The organism is Klebsiella sp. 10, from assembly GCF_018223925.1.
In the GTDB taxonomy this organism is placed as follows: Bacteria; Pseudomonadota; Gammaproteobacteria; order Enterobacterales; family Enterobacteriaceae; genus Klebsiella; species Klebsiella pneumoniae.
This window is the reverse complement of record NZ_JAGRRB010000002.1, coordinates 192,792-210,193: the sequence shown is the minus strand read 5'-3', so window position 1 is coordinate 210,193 and position 17,402 is coordinate 192,792. Positions and strand designations below refer to the sequence as shown.

At 61.6% G+C, this 17,402-nt stretch carries 19 protein-coding genes; 9 read left to right on the top strand and 10 right to left on the bottom strand.

Annotated elements, in window-relative coordinates:
• Positions 1–4: 4 nt before the first annotated feature.
• Genes KHQ26_RS03980 through KHQ26_RS03965 form a run of 4 tightly spaced genes read right to left on the bottom strand, consistent with a single transcriptional unit; the run spans position 5 to position 3,267 of the window.
• Complete coding sequence (locus KHQ26_RS03980; protein WP_211777848.1) at positions 5–1,567, bottom strand: DHA2 family efflux MFS transporter permease subunit; 1,563 nt, start codon at positions 1,565–1,567, stop codon at positions 5–7.
• On the bottom strand, positions 1,564–2,607 hold the full coding sequence (locus KHQ26_RS03975) for an HlyD family secretion protein (protein ID WP_228297880.1): 1,044 nt from the start codon (positions 2,605–2,607) through the stop codon (positions 1,564–1,566). Before KHQ26_RS03975 ends, KHQ26_RS03980 begins: the two co-directional genes overlap by 4 nt.
• Positions 2,591–3,148 (bottom strand): winged helix-turn-helix transcriptional regulator, encoded by a 558-nt coding sequence (locus KHQ26_RS03970; RefSeq protein WP_016947337.1) that lies wholly within the window; start codon positions 3,146–3,148, stop codon positions 2,591–2,593. The genes KHQ26_RS03975 and KHQ26_RS03970 overlap by 17 nt, the downstream gene beginning before the upstream one ends.
• Positions 3,145–3,267 carry a hypothetical protein gene (locus tag KHQ26_RS03965; protein ID WP_032410322.1) on the bottom strand — a complete coding sequence of 41 codons (123 nt, stop codon included), beginning with the start codon at positions 3,265–3,267 and terminating at the stop codon, positions 3,145–3,147. The genes KHQ26_RS03970 and KHQ26_RS03965 overlap by 4 nt, the downstream gene beginning before the upstream one ends.
• A gap of 201 nt (positions 3,268–3,468) precedes the next feature.
• Between KHQ26_RS03965 and asd the strand changes: the two genes are divergently transcribed.
• On the top strand, positions 3,469–4,587 hold the full coding sequence (asd, locus tag KHQ26_RS03960; RefSeq protein ID WP_049124416.1) for an aspartate-semialdehyde dehydrogenase: 1,119 nt from the start codon (positions 3,469–3,471) through the stop codon (positions 4,585–4,587).
• 37 nt (positions 4,588–4,624) lie between these two features.
• Here asd and KHQ26_RS03955 read toward each other — a convergent pair whose 3' ends face one another.
• The 5 genes from KHQ26_RS03955 to hpxW form a co-directional block, all read right to left on the bottom strand.
• Positions 4,625–5,047 carry a GNAT family N-acetyltransferase gene (locus tag KHQ26_RS03955; protein WP_020805180.1) on the bottom strand — a complete coding sequence of 141 codons (423 nt, stop codon included), beginning with the start codon at positions 5,045–5,047 and terminating at the stop codon, positions 4,625–4,627.
• 85 nt (positions 5,048–5,132) lie between these two features.
• Complete coding sequence (gene hpxZ / locus KHQ26_RS03950) at positions 5,133–5,519, bottom strand: oxalurate catabolism protein HpxZ (RefSeq protein ID WP_020805163.1); 387 nt, start codon at positions 5,517–5,519, stop codon at positions 5,133–5,135.
• On the bottom strand, positions 5,516–6,913 hold the full coding sequence (locus KHQ26_RS03945) for an AtzE family amidohydrolase (protein ID WP_020805177.1): 1,398 nt from the start codon (positions 6,911–6,913) through the stop codon (positions 5,516–5,518). Before KHQ26_RS03945 ends, hpxZ begins: the two co-directional genes overlap by 4 nt.
• Entirely contained in the window at positions 6,910–7,095 is a 186-nt protein-coding gene (gene hpxX / locus KHQ26_RS03940) for an oxalurate catabolism protein HpxX (RefSeq protein WP_020805164.1), read from the bottom strand. The genes KHQ26_RS03945 and hpxX overlap by 4 nt, the downstream gene beginning before the upstream one ends.
• A 10-nt stretch (positions 7,096–7,105) precedes the next feature.
• Positions 7,106–8,692, bottom strand: coding sequence for an oxamate amidohydrolase (gene hpxW / locus KHQ26_RS03935; RefSeq protein ID WP_020805171.1), 1,587 nt, complete (start codon positions 8,690–8,692; stop codon positions 7,106–7,108).
• A gap of 179 nt (positions 8,693–8,871) precedes the next feature.
• Here hpxW and hpxU point away from each other — a divergent pair, with 179 nt between their 5' ends.
• The 7 genes from hpxU (at position 8,872) to hpxK (ending at position 15,273) form a co-directional block, all read left to right on the top strand.
• The gene (gene hpxU / locus KHQ26_RS03930) at positions 8,872–9,711 is read left to right on the top strand and encodes a MurR/RpiR family transcriptional regulator HpxU (RefSeq protein WP_004176115.1); all 840 of its coding nucleotides are present in this window, start codon (positions 8,872–8,874) and stop codon (positions 9,709–9,711) included.
• 214 nt (positions 9,712–9,925) lie between these two features.
• A complete protein-coding gene (locus KHQ26_RS03925; RefSeq protein WP_004176116.1) occupies positions 9,926–10,711 on the top strand; it encodes a transporter substrate-binding domain-containing protein in 786 nt (261 codons plus the stop codon).
• A gap of 9 nt (positions 10,712–10,720) precedes the next feature.
• A complete protein-coding gene (locus KHQ26_RS03920; protein ID WP_004176117.1) occupies positions 10,721–11,386 on the top strand; it encodes an amino acid ABC transporter permease in 666 nt (221 codons plus the stop codon).
• A complete protein-coding gene (locus tag KHQ26_RS03915) occupies positions 11,386–12,042 on the top strand; it encodes an amino acid ABC transporter permease (RefSeq protein WP_004176118.1) in 657 nt (218 codons plus the stop codon). The genes KHQ26_RS03920 and KHQ26_RS03915 overlap by 1 nt, the downstream gene beginning before the upstream one ends.
• Positions 12,023–12,760 (top strand): amino acid ABC transporter ATP-binding protein, encoded by a 738-nt coding sequence (locus KHQ26_RS03910; RefSeq protein WP_004143660.1) that lies wholly within the window; start codon positions 12,023–12,025, stop codon positions 12,758–12,760. Before KHQ26_RS03915 ends, KHQ26_RS03910 begins: the two co-directional genes overlap by 20 nt.
• A gap of 15 nt (positions 12,761–12,775) precedes the next feature.
• The gene (locus KHQ26_RS03905) at positions 12,776–14,017 is read left to right on the top strand and encodes a pyridoxal-phosphate-dependent aminotransferase family protein (protein ID WP_004179945.1); all 1,242 of its coding nucleotides are present in this window, start codon (positions 12,776–12,778) and stop codon (positions 14,015–14,017) included.
• Positions 14,014–15,273, top strand: coding sequence for an allantoate amidohydrolase (gene hpxK, locus KHQ26_RS03900; RefSeq protein WP_004179943.1), 1,260 nt, complete (start codon positions 14,014–14,016; stop codon positions 15,271–15,273). The genes KHQ26_RS03905 and hpxK overlap by 4 nt, the downstream gene beginning before the upstream one ends.
• A 32-nt stretch (positions 15,274–15,305) precedes the next feature.
• On the opposite strand, the gene KHQ26_RS03895 is transcribed toward hpxK, so the two are convergent.
• Positions 15,306–16,283 carry an NAD(P)H-dependent flavin oxidoreductase gene (locus tag KHQ26_RS03895; protein ID WP_020805175.1) on the bottom strand — a complete coding sequence of 326 codons (978 nt, stop codon included), beginning with the start codon at positions 16,281–16,283 and terminating at the stop codon, positions 15,306–15,308.
• A gap of 174 nt (positions 16,284–16,457) precedes the next feature.
• Between KHQ26_RS03895 and KHQ26_RS03890 the strand changes: the two genes are divergently transcribed.
• On the top strand, positions 16,458–17,348 hold the full coding sequence (locus tag KHQ26_RS03890; protein ID WP_004218747.1) for a LysR family transcriptional regulator: 891 nt from the start codon (positions 16,458–16,460) through the stop codon (positions 17,346–17,348).
• Positions 17,349–17,402 lie beyond the last annotated feature (54 nt).

Genomic DNA, 17,402 nt, shown 5'->3' with positions numbered 1-17,402 from the left:
AGTATCAGTGTGCCGGCGGCTTTTTCGTCAAGGGAGCCAGCAGCGCGGCAAGTAAAAAACCCATCATGATGAGGTAGAAAGCATCGGAAAATGCCTGGGTTCGCGCCTCCCGTAGCGCCAGCGCGGAAAGATTTTTCACCGCCGCCGTCTGCGCGGCATCCGGCGAGATCCCCTGGACGGTGAAGTTTGCCGCGCTGCGCTGAACAAAATCGCTCATTGCCAGGTTGGCGTTATTCAGATGGTCCGCCAGGCGGCTATAGTGCAGATTGGTTCTGTCGTTAAGCACCGTGCCGCACAGGGCGATGCCGATGGCGCCCCCGAGGTTGCGCATCAGATTAAACAGCCCGGAGGCCAGCTTCAGGCGCGCGGGCGGCAGGCTGCCCAGCGTCAGGGTCACCGTTGGCGCGACGGCAAACTGCTGCGCCAGTCCGCGAAAGGCCTGCGGGAGCAGCAACTGGTCCGCCCCCCAGTCGTGAGTGATCGGAACAAAGCTGTACATTGACACCGCAAAGCCGATCAGCCCGGCCATCAGCAGCCAGCGCAGATCGACGCGGTTGGCGAGCCACGAATAAAACGGAATAGACATGACCTGGAACAGACCGGTGGAAAATACCGCCAGGCCGATCTCCAGCGCACTGAAACCGCGCACACTCCCCAGATACAGCGGGGTTAAATAGATGGTGGCGAAGATGCCGACGCCGGCCATAAACGAGAAATAGCAGCCGAGGCTGAAGGTTCGATCCTGCAGGGCGCGGAGATCCATCACCGGCTGCGGATGGCGCAGGGTGCGGATAACAAAGGCCACGCCGCAGAGCAGGGCGACCCAGGCGGTGGTCGTCAGGGTCGCGTCATCAAACCAGCTCCAGCGCGGACCTTCTTCGAGGGTATATTCCAGGCAGCCGAGGGACAAGGCCAGCAGCAGAATACTGAGATAGTCGGCGCCGCGCAGCAGAGTGGGGTCGGCGCTGTCTACTTTTACCAGCAGCGGCACTGCCACCGCGATGTAAATCCCCGGAACAACGTTGATAAAGAACAGCCAGTGCCAGTTGTAGTTTTCGGTGATCCAGCCGCCCACCGTTGGACCCAGCGTAGGGGCGAGGGAGGCCAGGCCGCCGATCGTCGCCGCGGCGATGACCCGCTGTTTGCCCTGAAAAAAGGCGAAAGCGGTGGTGAACACCAGGGGGATCATCGACCCGCCCGCCAGTCCCTGCAGGGCGCGGAAGGCGATCATACTCTGGATGTTCCACGCCCAGCCGCACAGCAGGCTCATCAGCGTGAAGCTCGCCGCGGAAGCGGCAAACAGCCAGCGGGACGACATGACCCGGGCCAGCCAGCCGGAAAGCGGGATAATAATGATCTCGGCGATCAGGTAGCTGGTTTGTACCCAGACGGTTTCATCGTCGCCCGCCGACAGGCCGCCGCCAATATCCCGCAGCGAGGCGGAGACGATCTGGATGTCGATAAGGGCAATAAACATCCCCACGCACATGCTGGCGAAGGCGAAGATCTTCTTCGCCGTCGGCATCGACAGACCCTGCGGGGCGGACAGCGCCTGAACGGTGCTCATCGAGGGCTCTTTTCGTTCACGGTGACGATCACCGACAGTCCCGGGCGCAGGACGTCAAGCTTTGCCCCGTCACCTTCCAGCGCAATGCGGACCGGCACCCGCTGCACGATTTTAGTGAAATTCCCGGTCGCGTTCTCCGCCGGCAGAATGCTGAAGCGTGAGCCGGTCGCCGGCGCCAGGCTGGCGACATGCCCCTTAAAGGTATGGTTCGGCAGCACATCGGCGACGATGGTCGCCGGCTGGCCGGCACGCATATGCGCCAGCTGGTTTTCCTTGAAGTTAGCGTCAATCCACAGGCCGTGCGCGGGTACCAGGGAGAGCAGCTGCGTACCGCTGCTGACGAAGGAGCCGGACCACGCGCGGCGGTTGCCAATCACCCCATCGAACGGCGCGCGAATGTCGGTATAGCTGAGGTTCAGCCTGGCCATCTCGAGGTTAGCCTGGGCCTGCGCCAGGGCAGCCAGGATTTGCTGATGGCGAGCATTCAGCACCGCCAGCTGACGTTCGGCCACGGTTTTATCCGCTTTGGCCTTCTCCTGCTCGGCGTGCGCCCGGCGATAATCGGCGGAGGCGTTATCGCGGATCTGTGCGGAAATCGCGCTCGACGCGGCCAGGGCGTTATAGCGTCGGTTGTCGTTAGCCAGTTTTTCGGTTGCCGCCGTGGCGGCCAGTAACGAGGCCGCAGAGCCGGCAATGGTCGCCTGCTGAAGCTGGCGGGTAGCCTGGATATCGGCCAGCGCGGCCTGCTGCGCCGCCACTTCTCCGGCGGCTTTCGCGAGGGCGGCGCGATAATCGCGGTCGTCAATGCGGATCAACAGGTCACCTTTTTTCACCGCCATATTGTCCTGCACCGCCAACTGCTGGATATAGCCGGAGACTTTGCTGGAGATGGCGCTAATGTCGCCGCCGACATAGGCATCATCGGTGGTCTGCATAAAGCGCCCGGTATGCCACCAGTAAGCGCCGTAGCTCGCTGCCGCCAGGGCGGCAGCCCCCAGGGCCGCCAGGACAAGAATATTTTTCTTACTGGTCGGATTCATTGCTGGCATCTCTGTAAGGTTCCGGTTGGAATTTTTGTCCGCTATCGCCTTCGCGTTTGCGCAGCAGATATTCGTGACGATATTTCATCAGCGGCGAGGCGGCGGGGCCCGGCACCATGGCGTATTTACCCGGAATAATCTCTTCCCCGGTCGCTTTATCCACCATGACTGGCTCCACGCGGCGCTGGGTGGCGGTTTCCACCAGCTGCATCTGACGGCCTTCGGGGGCGAAGTGGCGGTTACCCCATTCCGCCAGCGCCAGCAGCACCATGCGAAAATCGCGGCCGCGTTGCGTAAGGTGGTATTCGTAGCGCGGCGGGGTGCTGCTGTAGCACACCTTCTCCAGCAGTCCGTCATCGACCAGTTCCTTCAGGCGGCGCGACAGAATATTGGGCGCGACGTTGCTGCTTTTCTGGAACTCGTCAAAGCGGGTAAAGCCCGCGAAGGCATCGCGCAGGATCATGATGCTCCAGCTGTCGCCGATGCGGCCAAGGCTGCGGGCGATGGGGCAGGGAGCGTGGCAAAGCGGTTCATTTTTCATGGGCTGTCCAGTAACCAGGTGGCTTTTGCCAGCAAATTGACATAGTCACTATCAAAATGCAAGTTACCCTTCATGGTACTCGGAGAAGAAGCTGCTGCCGTTTCGCTACGCCGTTTCACCTTTGAATGCCGAAAACTGGACAGTCGCCGCCGCCTTATATCTGCTTGACCGTAATAAGAGATAAATATCGCTGATGGCAGATGAAACATTTTAATAATGATAAAAATCGATGTGCTGGGTAATGACCTTTATTGGGGGATACGATATAAGGTATGGCGACACTCAAATTAACATTCTCATAACTTATAAAGGTTAAATAAATGAAGCAGGTGGGTATTGTTGGTTGGCGAGGGATGGTGGGCTCAGTATTGTTGCAACGCATGATCGAAGAAAATGATTTCGACGATATTACAGCGCATTTTTTTAGTACCTCCAGTGCGGGTGCCCCGGGCCCGGTTATTAATGGTAAAAGCGACAGGCTGAAAGATGCGAATTCCCTTAGCGCACTCGCCGAAATGGATATCATCATCACCTGTCAGGGCGGGGATTATACCAAAGCCATCTATCCGGCGTTAATTAACCATGGCTGGCAAGGTTACTGGATTGATGCGGCTTCGGCGCTGCGGATGGATGAAAAAGCCTGCATTATTCTCGACCCGGTCAACCGCGAAAATATCGATCGTGCGGTAAAAGCGGGAATTAAACTGTTTGTTGGCGGCAACTGCTCCATTACGCTGAGCCTGATGGGGTTGGCCGGGCTGATAAAAGCGGATCTTATCGAATGGATGAGCGTGATGACCTATCAGTCTGCCTCCGGGGCGGGCGCCAAACAGGTGCGGGAATTAATCGCACAAAGCGCTTATATCAGTCAGCATTTATCCGCTGATGAACTGACATCATCAGGTTCCGTGCTGCCATTGGTAAATAAAGTGAGTGAGTTGATTAACAGCGCGGGCATGCCGGTGGAGAATTTTGGCGACCCCCTCATGGGCAGCATCATTCCGTGGATCGACAGCGATCTGGGCGATGGAAACAGCCGCGAAGAATGGAAGGGCGAGGCGGAAACTAATAAAATTCTTGGCCTTGCGCCGGGTACCATCCCGGTCAATGGTTTATGCATTCGGGTCGGGGTGATCCGCTGTCACAGCGCGGCGATTACGCTGAAACTTAAACGTGAGGTCAGCGAAGCAGAATTTGCTGAGTTAGTCACCCATTCCCATCCGTGGGTAAACTATGTCCGCAATAATAAGCAAGAGAGTGTCAGTAAATTGACCCCGGCTGCTATTAGTGGTTCGCTGCAGGTAGGTATTGGCCGCTACAAGAAAATGTCGCTAAATAATGACCCAGTCTACTCGGTGTTAACGGTTGGCGATCAGCTATTGTGGGGGGCGGCGGAACCCCTGCGCCGCATGTTAAATATCCTGCTGGGCAAAATATAGTTACGGTCATCCGGGGAAAGCCCTCGCGCGCAGGCGGTTAAGACAAATGTTTAACGAAGCGTTTGCGAACCTCCTTGTAGCCGTTATTTTCATAAAATTGATGCGCTCTGATTCTTTTTTCACTACTTGAAAGCTCGATCTGAGCGCATTGTTTATCACGGGCGAGGCGCTCTGCGGCCTGGAGAAGTTGCTGGCCTATCCCTGATCCACGTGACGATTCCTCTATGACCAGCGCGGAAATTAATGCCCATAAACGGTTCTCATGTACCGGTAAAATAAAATTGATAACGATTACGCCACACACGGCGTTTTCTGTTTCCGCCACCAGCGCACTCATCATCCTCTGCGGGGCAGTGATGCGTTGCGCTAAGATCGCCGTCTCCGTCTGATAGCCCAGCTGCAGAAATAGCGTTTGCAGCGAGGGGATATCTTCTGCTTCAGCCGCTCTGATGAACACCATGATCTTCGACTCCAAATAACATGTTACCGGACCGGAAGCGGGCCGGCGGATACCTTATTCCCCGGTCCGCTCCAGTCTATGCCACTCAGTCCATCAGACTGACCTGGGCGGCGACAATCCGCCAGCCGTAGGGGAAGCGTACCCAGGTCTGCTGCTGGCGGCCCAGGCGCGCGCTGCCTTCGCGGGTGAACTCGGTGCTGCACACCGCCATATCCGCGCCAAAGGTGGTAATGGTGGTATGGCGCAGATCGCGGGCCAGACCGGCGGCGGGGCGGGCGGCGCGAAAGGCGCGGATCGCCTCGATGCCATACAGATTTTCGCCGGCTCCCAGCCGTACGGTGCGCGGGTCGTGCCAGAATAGCGCATCCAGTACCTCGATGTTATTGCTGACCAGCGCCTCTTCATACTGATAAAACGCCGCCGTCACCTCGGCGAGGATCGCCGGGCGGTCTACATTATCCAGATTGATCATGCTGCACTCTCCGCCACTCGGGCATCGGTAATGCCCATCGCTTCCAGCGCCCGCGCGGCGCGAAGACAGGCTTGTTCGTTAAACGGCGCGGCAATCAGCTGCAGGCCAATCGGCTTGCCGCTGGCGGTACGCAGGGGCACGGTCACCACCGGCAGGCCGAGGAAGGAGATCGGCTGCGTCAGCATTCCCATGCTGGCGCGCACCGGCAGCGGCTGGCCGTTAATCACCATCTCCTCCGCGCCTATTGGCGTGGCGCTGCATGGAGTGGCCGGGGCGATCAGCACGTCGGCCTGACTGAACAGGGATTTGATCGCCTGACGGGTATGACGGCGGAAGCGCTGAGCCTGCAGATACCACGCCGAGGGGATCATCGCCCCGGCCAACAGCCGCTCGCGGGAGTGGGGTTCAAAGCGCTCGGGCGACTGGCGAAGATCCGCCAGATACTGATTGCCCCCTTCGCTGGCGCTGATGATAAAGGCCGCCGAGCGGGCCAGCGCGGCATCCGCGAACTGCAGCTCGCTGTCGGCGCCCAGCGCGTGGGCGACCCGATCCACGGCCGCCCGGGCGTCGTCATCGCACCAGGTGGTGAAATAGCCGCCCAGCCGCGCGCAGCGCAGCCCCTCCAGTCCGCGCTCCAGCAGGTTGCCAGTGCGCTCGCTGGCTTTATCAGCCTGAAAGTCATCGGCCGGGTCGCGCCCCTGCAGGGCGTCATACACCGCGGCGAGGTCGGCCACCCGGCGGGCAAAAGGACCAATATGATCCAGACTGGCGACAAACGGATGGCTGCCAGAGCGCGACAGGCGCCCGAAAGTGGGTTTCAGGCCAAAGATCCCGCACAGCGACGCGGGGACGCGGATCGAGCCGTTGGTGTCGCTGCCGAGGCTGAAATGAACCAGCCCGGCCGCCACCGCCGCGGCCGAACCGCCGGAAGAACCGCCGGCGATCCGCGACAGATCGTGCGGGTTGCGCGTCGCGCCATAGTAGCTGTTTTCGGTGGTGAAGCCGTAGGCGTAGGCGTCCATATTGAGCATCCCGCTGAGCAGGGCGCCGGCGCTGTGCAGCTGGCGCACCGCCCAGCTGTCGCTGGCTGCCGGCGGCCGGTCGCTCAGCAGTTCGGCGCCGGCGAGGGTGGTGTGCCCGGCGACATCAAACAGATTTTTCACTGCGTAAGGAATGCCTGCCAGCGGCGGCAGGGGGCGCTTTTCCCGGCGCAGGGCGTCGATGCTGTCGGCCTCCGCCAGCATGCGCTGGGCGGTGACCTCGGTCCAGGCGTTGATCTGCGGATTCACGCGGGCGATATCGTCCAGCGTCTGGCGGGCGATCTCCCGGGCGCTCAGTTCGCCATCGTGCAGCGCACGCTGGAGATCGGCAATGGTGAAGTGTTGAAGAGTCATGCTTTATACACCCCCGCAATCTCCTCGCGCGGCCCGAGGGGATAGTCCATCAGCGGCTGCGCCATGGCGGCGATGCGGGCAAACTGGCGCCCCAGCTCCTCACGGCGCGGCGCATCCAGCTCCATATCCAACAGGTGAGTCATCTGCGTCAGATACTCGCTCCAGTCTGGCTGTGTGGTCATGGTCTGCTCCTTAGTACCCGGCGGCGGCGCCGTTGCTGCGTGGATCGGTCGCCCCTTCAAGCAGACCGTTGGGATGGCGGACAATGGCCCCGGCGTGGCCCATCGCTTCGCTGAAATCGGCCAGCACTTCTACGTCGTGCCCCAGCTCGCGCAGGCGAGCGATACAGGCGGGGGCAAAGCGTCCCTCCAGCTTCAGTGAGTCGGAGGACTGGCCCCAGGTGCGGCCCAGCAGCCAGCGCGGACGGGAGATGCTCTCCTGGAGCGGCACCCCCTGCAGGATATAGCGGGTAAACAGCGCCGCCTGCGTTTGCGGCTGACCGTCGCCGCCCATCGAGCCATAGACCAACACCCGGCCATCGTTCAGGCGGGCGGCGGCAGGGTTGAGGGTATGGAATGGCTGTTTGCCTGGGGCCAGCGCCAGGAGATGCTGCGGATCGAGGCTGAAGGCCGCCCCGCGGTTTTGCCAGACGATCCCGGTGTCCGGGAGTACCACGCCGCTGCCGAACTCGTGATAGATACTCTGAATAAACGACACTGCCAGTCCGCTGTTATCCACGACGCCCATCCAGACGGTATCGCCCGGGCCTTTGCCGCCGCCCCAGGGGGAAGCGCTGGCGTCGTCGATGCTGTCGGCCAGCGGCTGCAGGGCTTCCGGGGTGAGCAACTGCTGTACATCCACATCCAGATGGCGCGGATCGGTGATATGCGCATCGCGCAGGGCAAATGCCCGCTTGGTGGCTTCGACAATACGGTGCACTGTTTGCGCGTCGTCGGCATCGGCCATCTTCAGGCGGTCGGTGATGCCAAGGATCGCCAGCGACACCAGTCCCTGCGTGGGAGGGGCAAGATTCCACAGCGTTCCCTGCTGGTGCTGGAGCGTCAGCGGCCCCGGACGCCTGGCGCGGTGGGCCTGCAGGTCGCCGAGGGTGACAGGCATCCCCAGCGTGGCCATACCCTGCGCCAGACGCTCGGCCAGCGGCCCGCGATAAAAGCTGTCGAGACCGTCGCTGGCCAGCATGCGCAGGGTACCGGCGAGGGCGGGCTGGCGGAAGCGGCTGCCGGGCCGCGGGGCCTCGCCCGCGACCAGCCAGGTTTCGCTGAAGCCCGGCTGATGGCGCAGCTCTTCCAGTTTGCTGGCGGTGGCGTGGGCCTGCGAGGCAGTGACCGGAATGCCGTCTTCGGCATAGCCGATCGCATCGGCCAGCAGGCGGGCCACCGGCAGCGCGCGGCCGGTTAAGTCCCGTGAAATACGCAGCGCCTCGTCCCAGCCGCTGACGGTGCCGGCGACGGTCAGCGCGGCCTGCGGTCCCCGGTGGGGAATATGCCGCTGTCCGGCGTAGGCCTCGAGGGTCGCCAGCGATCCGGCGGCCCCGCTGGCGTCAATGGCGATTGGGTCTCCCTCAGGCGGCACGATCAGCCAGAAGCCATCGCCGCCGAGGCCATTCATATGGGGATAGACGACGGCGATGGCCGCCGCGGCAGCCACCATCGCTTCAATGGCGCTGCCGCCCTCGCGCAGGATCGCCAGCGCGCTCTGACTGGCGAGGTGGTGGGGGGCCACCGCCATGCCGTGGGTCGAAACGTTGCTACTGTGCATAAATTATCCTTTCTGAACGAATCACCCGCAGAACACTGCAAAAGCTGTTCCATCTCTGAACGTTTTGTTTCATTGATAAAAACGATGACCAGAATTTTCCCACTGGCACGCTATGTGTAAGGCATAGCAGATACAGTATGATGAGGAATGGATGATGAAACGAAAGTTACAGGGGCGCTATGCAACAACTCGATGAACGACTGAAAGGGCAATACGCCTCGCTGTCGCCGCAGGAGCAGCGGGTGGCGGATTTCATCTTTGACCACTTTGACGACCTGATAAGCTACAACAGCGCCGAGCTGGCGCAGCTGAGCGGTGTGTCGAAAGCCACCGTCAGCCGGCTGTTTAAGCGCCTCGGTTACGACAAATATAAGGATATGCGCGATGAACTGCGCACTCTGCGTCAGAGCGGGATGCCGCTCACCGACCAGCGCGACGCGGTGCAGGGTAACACGCTGCTGGCGCGCCATTATAAGCAGGAGATGGCAAACCTCACCCAGTGGGTCAACGCCCTCGACGCCCGCCAGTTCGCTGAGGCGCTGACGGCGATGGTGGCCGCCCGCCGCATTGTGGTGATTGGCATGCGCAACGCCTATCCGGCGGCGCTGCATCTGCGCCAGCAGCTGCTGCAGGCCCGCGGCCAGGTGCTGGTGCTGCCCCAGCCGGGTCAGAGTCTCAGCGAAGAGCTGGTCGATCTGACCGCCGATGATCTGGTGGTAATGATGGCGTTTCGCCGCCGGCCGCGAATAGTACGCCCGCTGCTGCAGCAGCTGCAGCGCGACGGGGTGCCGGTCCTGTTAATGTGCGAGCCGCAGGCCCACAGCCTGTTTCCGCTCTCCCGCTGGCAGCTCTGCGCGCCGCTGGACAGCGTCTCCGCCTACGATAGCTATGCCTCGGTCAACAGCCTGATTAATCTGCTGGCCAATGCCTTTCTCCATGAAACGCTCGACAGCGGTCGTCCGCGCATCCACGATATCGCCACGCTTTACCAGCAGCTGGACGAGCTGGAACAACGCTGATGGGGCGCCAGCGTGGTGCTGTGCATTATTATGGTGCAATAAAAACCACGTCATGGCGCCGCCGCTCTCTGAGCACTTTTCCGTTAACGCTTGTCCTTTCTCACTTTTTGTTTTAATTTCTCGCCAACCCTCGCCTCGTCTGTATCTGGCACATTAGTTGCAAAAACAGATTCAAAGAATCTTTTGTTTCATGCTAACGTAACGGGTAAACATCATGAAGAAACTGTTGATCGCGCTGGCCGGGGCCGCTTGTCTCCTATCGTCTGTTTCTGCCGCGCAGGCTGACCAGCTCCAGGATATTGAAAAACGCGGCGTCATCCGCATTGCCGTACCCCAGGACTTTCCACCGTTCGGCTCGGTGGGCACCGACCTGCAGCTGCAGGGGTATGACATCGATATGGCGCGCTATCTGGCGAAATCGATGAAGCTCAAGCTGCAGCTGGTCCCGGTGACCAGCGCCAACCGCGTGCCGTATCTGCAGACCGATAAGGTGGACCTGGTGATCTCCAGCCTCGGCAAGAACGCCGAGCGCGAGAAGGTGATCGACTTCAGCCGCGCCTACGCCCCGTTCTTCCTCGGGGTGTTTGGCCCGAAAGGGGCGGAGCTGAAGGACGCGGCCGCGCTGAGCGGCAAAAGCATCGGCGTGACCCGTGGGGCGGTGGAAGATATGGTGCTGACCAGCGTGGCGCCGCAGGCGGCGCAGATTAAGCGCTACGAGGACAATAACACTACGCTGTCGGCTTACCTGTCCGGTCAGGTGCAGTATGTCGCCACCGGAAACCTGGTGGTGGCGGCTATCTCCCGGCAGAACGCCGACAAAGCGCCGGTCCCGAGCTTTATGCTGAAGGACTCGCCGTGCTTTATCGGTCTGAAAAAGAACGAACCGGCGCTGAAGGCAAAAGTGGATACCCTCATCGAGCAGGGCATTAAGGACGGCACCCTCAACGGTCTGTCTGAGAAGTGGCTGAAAGCGCCACTGCCTGCCAGCCTCGGCGCGTAAGGTCTGGGGATGACGGAGCAACTTCATTTCTCTGAGCTCTGGCCGCACTGGCCGGAGCTGCTGGCCGGCCTGTGGGTGACGGTGCAGTTGACGGTGCTGGCGACGATCGGCGGACTGGCGATCGGCATCCTTGGGGCGGCGATCCGCAGCGGTCGCCCGGGAATGCTCAGCCGGGTATGGGGCGGATATGTGGAAATCATCCGTAATACGCCGTTTGTGGTGCAGCTCTTTTTTATCGTCTTTGGTTTACCGAACCTCGGACTGAAGATGACCGCCGGTGAAGCGGCGCTGCTGGCGATGGTGGTTAACCTCGGCGCCTATAGCACCGAGATCGTCCGCGCCGGTATTCAGGTGACGCCGAAGGGCCAGTGGGAAGCCGGTCGCGTGCTCGGGCTTAGCCGGACGCAAACCTTCGTTCGCGTCGTATTGCCCCCGGCGCTGCAGCGGATTTACCCGGCGCTGGTCAGCCAGTGCATCATTGTGATGCTCGGCTCGTCAGTGGTGTCGCAGGTCTCCTATGAGGAGCTGACCTTCGCCGCCAACCTGATCCAGTCGCGGACATTTTTGAGCTTTGAGGTCTATCTGGTGACCACCGGGATCTACTTAGCGTTATCGATAGCGATGCGCCAGCTGCTGATGGCGGCGGGGCGTAAATGGCTGGGGGTACAGGCCTGATGACCACTTTTACTGACTGGGACATTATCCGCAACCTGCTGCTGGCCGGTCGCTGGACGGTGCTGCTGTCGCTGGTCGCGTTCACCGGCGGGGCGCTGGTGACCTTACCGTTACTGCTGCTGCGCCTCACCGGCGGACGCCAGGTGAAACGGCTGATCCGCGGGTATATTGAGCTGTTCCAGGGCACGCCGCTGCTGATGCAGCTGTTTCTGGCATTCTTTGGCGTGGCGCTGTTCGGCGTCGACGTCTCGGCGTGGACCGCCGCCTCGGTCGCCCTGACGCTCTACACCAGCGCCTTTCTGCTGGATATCTGGTTCGGCAGCATTCGCGCGCTGCCGAAAGGCCAGTGGGAAGCCTCGCGCTGTCTCGGGCTGAGCTTCGGCCAGACCCTGTACCGGGTGGTGGCGCCGCAAGCGCTGCGCATTGCCATCGCGCCGACCGTCGGGTTCGCAGTACAGGTGATCAAAGGCACGGCGCTGGCATCGATTATCGGCTTTGTGGAGCTGACCAAGGCAGGGACGATGCTGACCAACGTCACTTATCAGCCGTTTAAAGTGTTTGCCCTTGTGGCGCTGGGCTATTTCATTCTGTGCTATCCGCTGTCCCGCTACAGCCGCTATCTGGAGAACAAATTCAATGCCTCTCATCACCATTAATCAGATGCAGAAGTACTACGGCGACAACCATGTGCTGAAGGGCGTCGATCTGGATATCGACATGGGGGAAGTGATCTCGATCATCGGCCGCAGCGGCTCGGGTAAAAGCACCCTGCTGCGCTGTATCAATGGTCTGGAGGGCTACCAGGAGGGAAGCATCAAGCTCGGGGGCATGACCATCACCAACCGCGATTCACAGGCCCGGGAGATCAGCCGCTCCATCGGCATGGTGTTCCAGAACTTTAACCTGTTCCCGCACATGACGGCGCTGGAGAACGTCATGCTGGCTCCGCGGCGGGTACTGAAGAAGTCCCAGGCCGAATGCCGGGAGCTGGCGCAGCGGATGCTGGAGAAGGTCGGGCTCGGCGACCGTCTGGATTACTACCCGGCCAACCTCTCCGGCGGCCAACAGCAGCGCGTGGCCATTGCCCGGGCGCTGGCCATGTCGCCGAAAGTTTTACTCTGTGACGAAATCACCTCGGCGCTCGACCCGGAACTGGTGGGTGAAGTGCTGAAGGTGCTGGAGCAACTGGCGGCGGAAGGTATGACGCTGATCCTCGTCACCCATGAAATGAATTTTGCCCGCGAAGTGGGCGACCGCGTGGTGTTTATGCATCAGGGACGCGTCTGGGAGCAGGGCGACAGCAAAACGCTGTTCGCCAGCCCGCAGACCAGCGAACTGAAACAGTTTATCTCCTCGGTGCGCGGTCTTAACTAACGTAAGGAATGGCAGATGGATATCACTCAGTTTTCGCAAATTAACCCGCCGCAGCGCCTGCTGATGGGGCCGGGGCCGATCAATGCCGACCCGCGCGTGCTGCGCGCCATGTCGAGCCAGCTGGTTGGCCAGTACGATCCGGCGATGACCCACTACATGAATGAAGTCATGGCGCTCTACCGCGGCGTGTTTCGCACCGAAAATCGCTGGACGATGTTGGTCGACGGCACCTCGCGCGCCGGGATCGAAGCGATTCTGCTGTCGGCGATCCGTCCCGGTGACAAGGTGCTGGTGCCGGTGTTCGGCCGGTTTGGTCATCTGCTGTGCGAGATCGCGCGTCGCTGCCGGGCAGAAGTGCACACCATCGAGGTGCCGTGGGGTGAGGTCTTTACGCCGGATCAGGTTGAGGATGCGATCAAGCGCGTGCGGCCGCGCCTGCTGCTCACCGTGCAGGGCGATACCTCCACCACCATGCTGCAGCCGCTGGCGGAGCTGGGGGAGATTTGCCGTCGTCACGATGTGCTGTTCTATACCGACGCCACCGCGTCGCTCGGTGGTAACCCGCTGGAAACCGACGCCTGGCAGCTGGACGCCGTGTCCGCCGGGATGCAGAAGTGCCTGGGCGGTCCTTCCGGCACCTCGCCCATCACCCTCAGCCCGCGGATGGAAGAGGTCATCCGCCGCCGCCGCTGCATTGAGCAGGGGATCCGCACCGATGCCCATCACGATGGCGTCGACGAGATGATCTACTCCAACTATTTCGATCTCGGCATGGTAATGGATTACTGGGGGCCGGAGCGCCTTAACCACCATACCGAAGCGACCTCGGCGCTGTTCGCCGCCCGGGAGTGCGCGCGCCTGATCCTCCAGGAGGGACTCGACAACGGCATCGCCCGCCACAAACTGCACGGCGATGCGCTGCTGAAGGGCATCCAGGCGATGGGGCTCGAGACCTTTGGCGACCTGCGGCACAAAATGAATAACGTGCTGGGGGTGGTGATCCCCAACGGGGTCAACGGCGATCAGGTACGCAAACTGATGCTGGAAGATTTCGGCATTGAAATTGGCACCTCGTTTGGTCCGCTGCACGGTAAAGTCTGGCGCATTGGCACCATGGGCTATAACGCGCGTAAAGACTGCGTGATGCAGACGCTCAGCGCGCTGGAAGCGGTCCTGAACTACCTCAGGTTCACCACCACTCAGGGCGCGGCGATGCAGGCGGCCTGGGATCACTACCGCACCGAGGCCACCCTATGAGTGACACCGTCCGCCAGCAGGCGGAGAGAGAGGCGGCCGCCAGCCGGGTGATGGCGCGTGCCGATCGGCTGGCCGCCCTCAGCGAAACCGCCGATGCCCTGACCCGGGTCTATCTGTCGCCCGAGCATCTGCAGGCCAACCAGCTGGTGGGGCAGTGGATGCAGGCCGCCGGCATGATGGTATGGCAGGACAGCGTCGGTAATATCTGCGGTCGCTATGAAGGCGTGCAGGAGGGCGCGCCGGCGGTGCTGCTGGGCTCTCATCTCGACACCGTGCGCAACGCCGGGCGCTACGACGGCATGCTCGGCGTACTGGCGGCGATTGAGGTGGTCCAGCGTCTGCACCAGCAGGGGCGACGGCTGGCGAAGGCAATCGAGATCGTCGGCTTTGGCGATGAAGAGGGCACCCGCTTTGGCATTACCCTGCTCGGCAGTCGCGGCGTCACCGGCACCTGGCCTGAAAGCTGGCTGTCACAGTGCGATACCGACGGGGTGAGCGTCGCCCAGGCGCTGGTGAATGCCGGACTCGATCCGGCGCGGATCGCCCACGCGGCCCGTCACCCGCGGGATATCGCCGCCTATCTGGAACTGCATATCGAGCAGGGGCCGTGCCTGGAGCAGGCGGGGCTGGCGCTCGGCGTGGTGGAGGCGATTAACGGCGCCAGACGGCTGAACTGCCGTTTTACCGGCGAAGCTGGCCATGCCGGCACGGTGCCGATGCTTCATCGCAAGGACGCCCTCGCCGCGGCGGCGGAATGGATGGTGCAGGTGGAAAACCTGACCCGGCAGCGCGGCGGTAACCTGGTGGCGACGGTCGGCACCCTGCGCTGTGCGCCGGGCGCGGTGAACGTGATACCGGGCGAGGTGCAGTTGACGCTGGATATTCGCGGCCCGCAGGATGCGCCGCTGACGGCGCTGCTGGAGGAACTGCTGGGGCAGGCGCAGGCCATTGCCGGGCGCCGCCAGCTGAGTTTCGCCGCCGAGGAGTATTATCGCATCGCCGCCACCGCCTGCGACAGTCACCTGCAGGCGGTGCTGAGCGAGGCGGTGGTGGCGGTGCAGGGGCGTTCCCTGACGCTGCCGAGCGGCGCAGGGCATGATGCTATCGCCATCGCCGAGCGCTGGCCATCGGCGATGCTGTTTGTGCGTTGCCTGGGGGGCGTCAGCCATCACCCGGCGGAGTCGGTCACCGCCGCCGACGTCGGGCTGGCTATCGACGCTTTCTCCCGGGCGGTAGAGAAGGTGGCCGACGCCTGATCGCGCCGGTCACCGTGCCCCGGCTGGCGGCTTTACACCGCCAGCTGGTTGACCACCTCGGCGACGGAGGTGATGGCATGGATGTTGCCGATCCCCGCGCCCACCGAGATATATCCCTCATCGGTATTCCCCTCCAGCATGCCCAGCCGCATCCCGCGCAGACCACCCATCGCCTGGGCCAGCTCGGTCCTGGAGGCGCCGGCCCGGTCCATGGCCACCAGTGTGTCGCTCAGTTTGCCGGGCAGCGCGCGGTAGTAGTCCGGCAGAGTACGGAACAGGCGCAGATCCAGACCGTTGGCGGCCACAATTTTCGCTTTCACCGAGTCGGGAACCCGGCTTTCGATGGTGCTGATAAATACCGAACCGGCGAAGACGCCCTCCGCCCCCAGGGCATGAACGGCGCGCGCGCCCCGGGCGTCGGTGATCCCTCCGGCGGCCATCACCGGAACCCGCTGTACCGCGTCAACGATCAGCGGGACGATGGTGAAGGTCCCGAGGGCGGTACCCGGCAGCGTGCCGCCTTCGTCAAAGCCGGTGGCGACAATAATATCCGCTCCGGCCTGCTCCGCGCGGCGGCTGTTCTCCGGCGTCGGGTTGATGTCACGATAGATAATGGTGATCCCGGCGGCTTTCAGTTCGTCGAACAGCGCCGGTTTTAACGAACCGTCGCCGTAGCCGGTGTAGACCACCACCTTAACCCCTTCCTCTTTGATCACCGGGAGGATCGCCGGCGTCCAGATGTCATTTACCGCCGTCGGGATCAGGTTGACGCCAAAGGGTTTCTCCGTCAGCTGTTTGGTTTTGCGGATCTCTTCGCGCATTTTCTCGGCGGTGGCCTCCGGGGTGGAGACGGCGGTTGCCGCCGTCAGTCCGGCGTTCGGGCCCAGCACGCCAAGCCCACCGGCGTTGCCGACGGCCGCCACCAGACGAGCATCGGTTAGCCAGGAGAGGGGCCCCTGGACCACCGGTTTTTCAATACCCAGAATGCGGGCGACGCGGTTAGGTTGCATGCTATTTTTCCTTGTATGTTAATAAGTTATAAATTTGTTCGCCCCAGCGATGCGGCAATGAGGGCAGTGTAGGCGTCTTTATTGTTTTAAAAAATGAGCAAAAACTTTCATCACTGTTATTAAATTAGTAATAATGTGAACTGATGAAGAGGTGGGAGGCGGGTCATCATGCAAATGAATCTGTTTGAAAATATTAAAATTTTTATTGAAATCGTCGATGCCGGCAGCTTTGCCCAGGCGGCGGAAAATTTGCAGATCCACCGACCGGCGGTGACCAAAGCACTGCAGCAGCTGGAGCAGGAGAGCGGGGTCCGGCTGCTGCAGCGCACCACCCGGCGTCTGTATCTTACGCCGGAGGGGGAAGAGTTTTATCGTCGCAGCAAACCGTTGCTCTCCCAGGCCGACGATCTGCTGGAGTCGTTCGCGCCGGACCGGCCGATCCGCGGTCAGCTGCGCGTTGATATGCCGATCGCCTTTGCCCGGCTGCTGGTGATCCCGCATCTGCCGGATTTTTATCAGGCCCATCCGGAGGTGGAGATTGTCCTCAGCAGCTCCGACGTACGCCGGGATATGCTGCGCGATGGTCTGGATTGCCTGCTGCGGGTGGGGGATCTTGAGGATGGCGACTATGTGGCGCGTTCACTGGGGGAGGTGGCGTTAACCACCTGCGCCAGTCCGGGCTATCTGGCGCGCTATGGGGCGCCCGCGACGCTGGAGGACCTGCAGTCGCATCTGGCGGTGAACTGGGTGAACAGCAGCAGCCGGCAGATTATGCCCTGGCGATTCCAGACTCCGGAGGGCATCAGGCAGATCGCCATTCCCGGTAAACTGGTGCTGGACAACTCTGAAGTCTTTACTGCTGCCGGGCTGGCGGGGCTGGGGATGCTGCAGGGGATGCGTTTCTTTTTGCAACCTTATATCGACAGCGGGCAACTGGTGGAAGTTTTGCCGGACTTTCCGGCGCCGCGTCGACCGTTGTCGCTGCTCTATCCGCACCGGCATCTCTCGCATAAGGTTCGGGTTTTTGCCGACTGGCTGCAGGGGCTGGTAGCGACCCTGGACTGACAATCGGCGCTGTCGCCTTGACTCTATCGGCTGAGCGTTTATATATAAAATGTG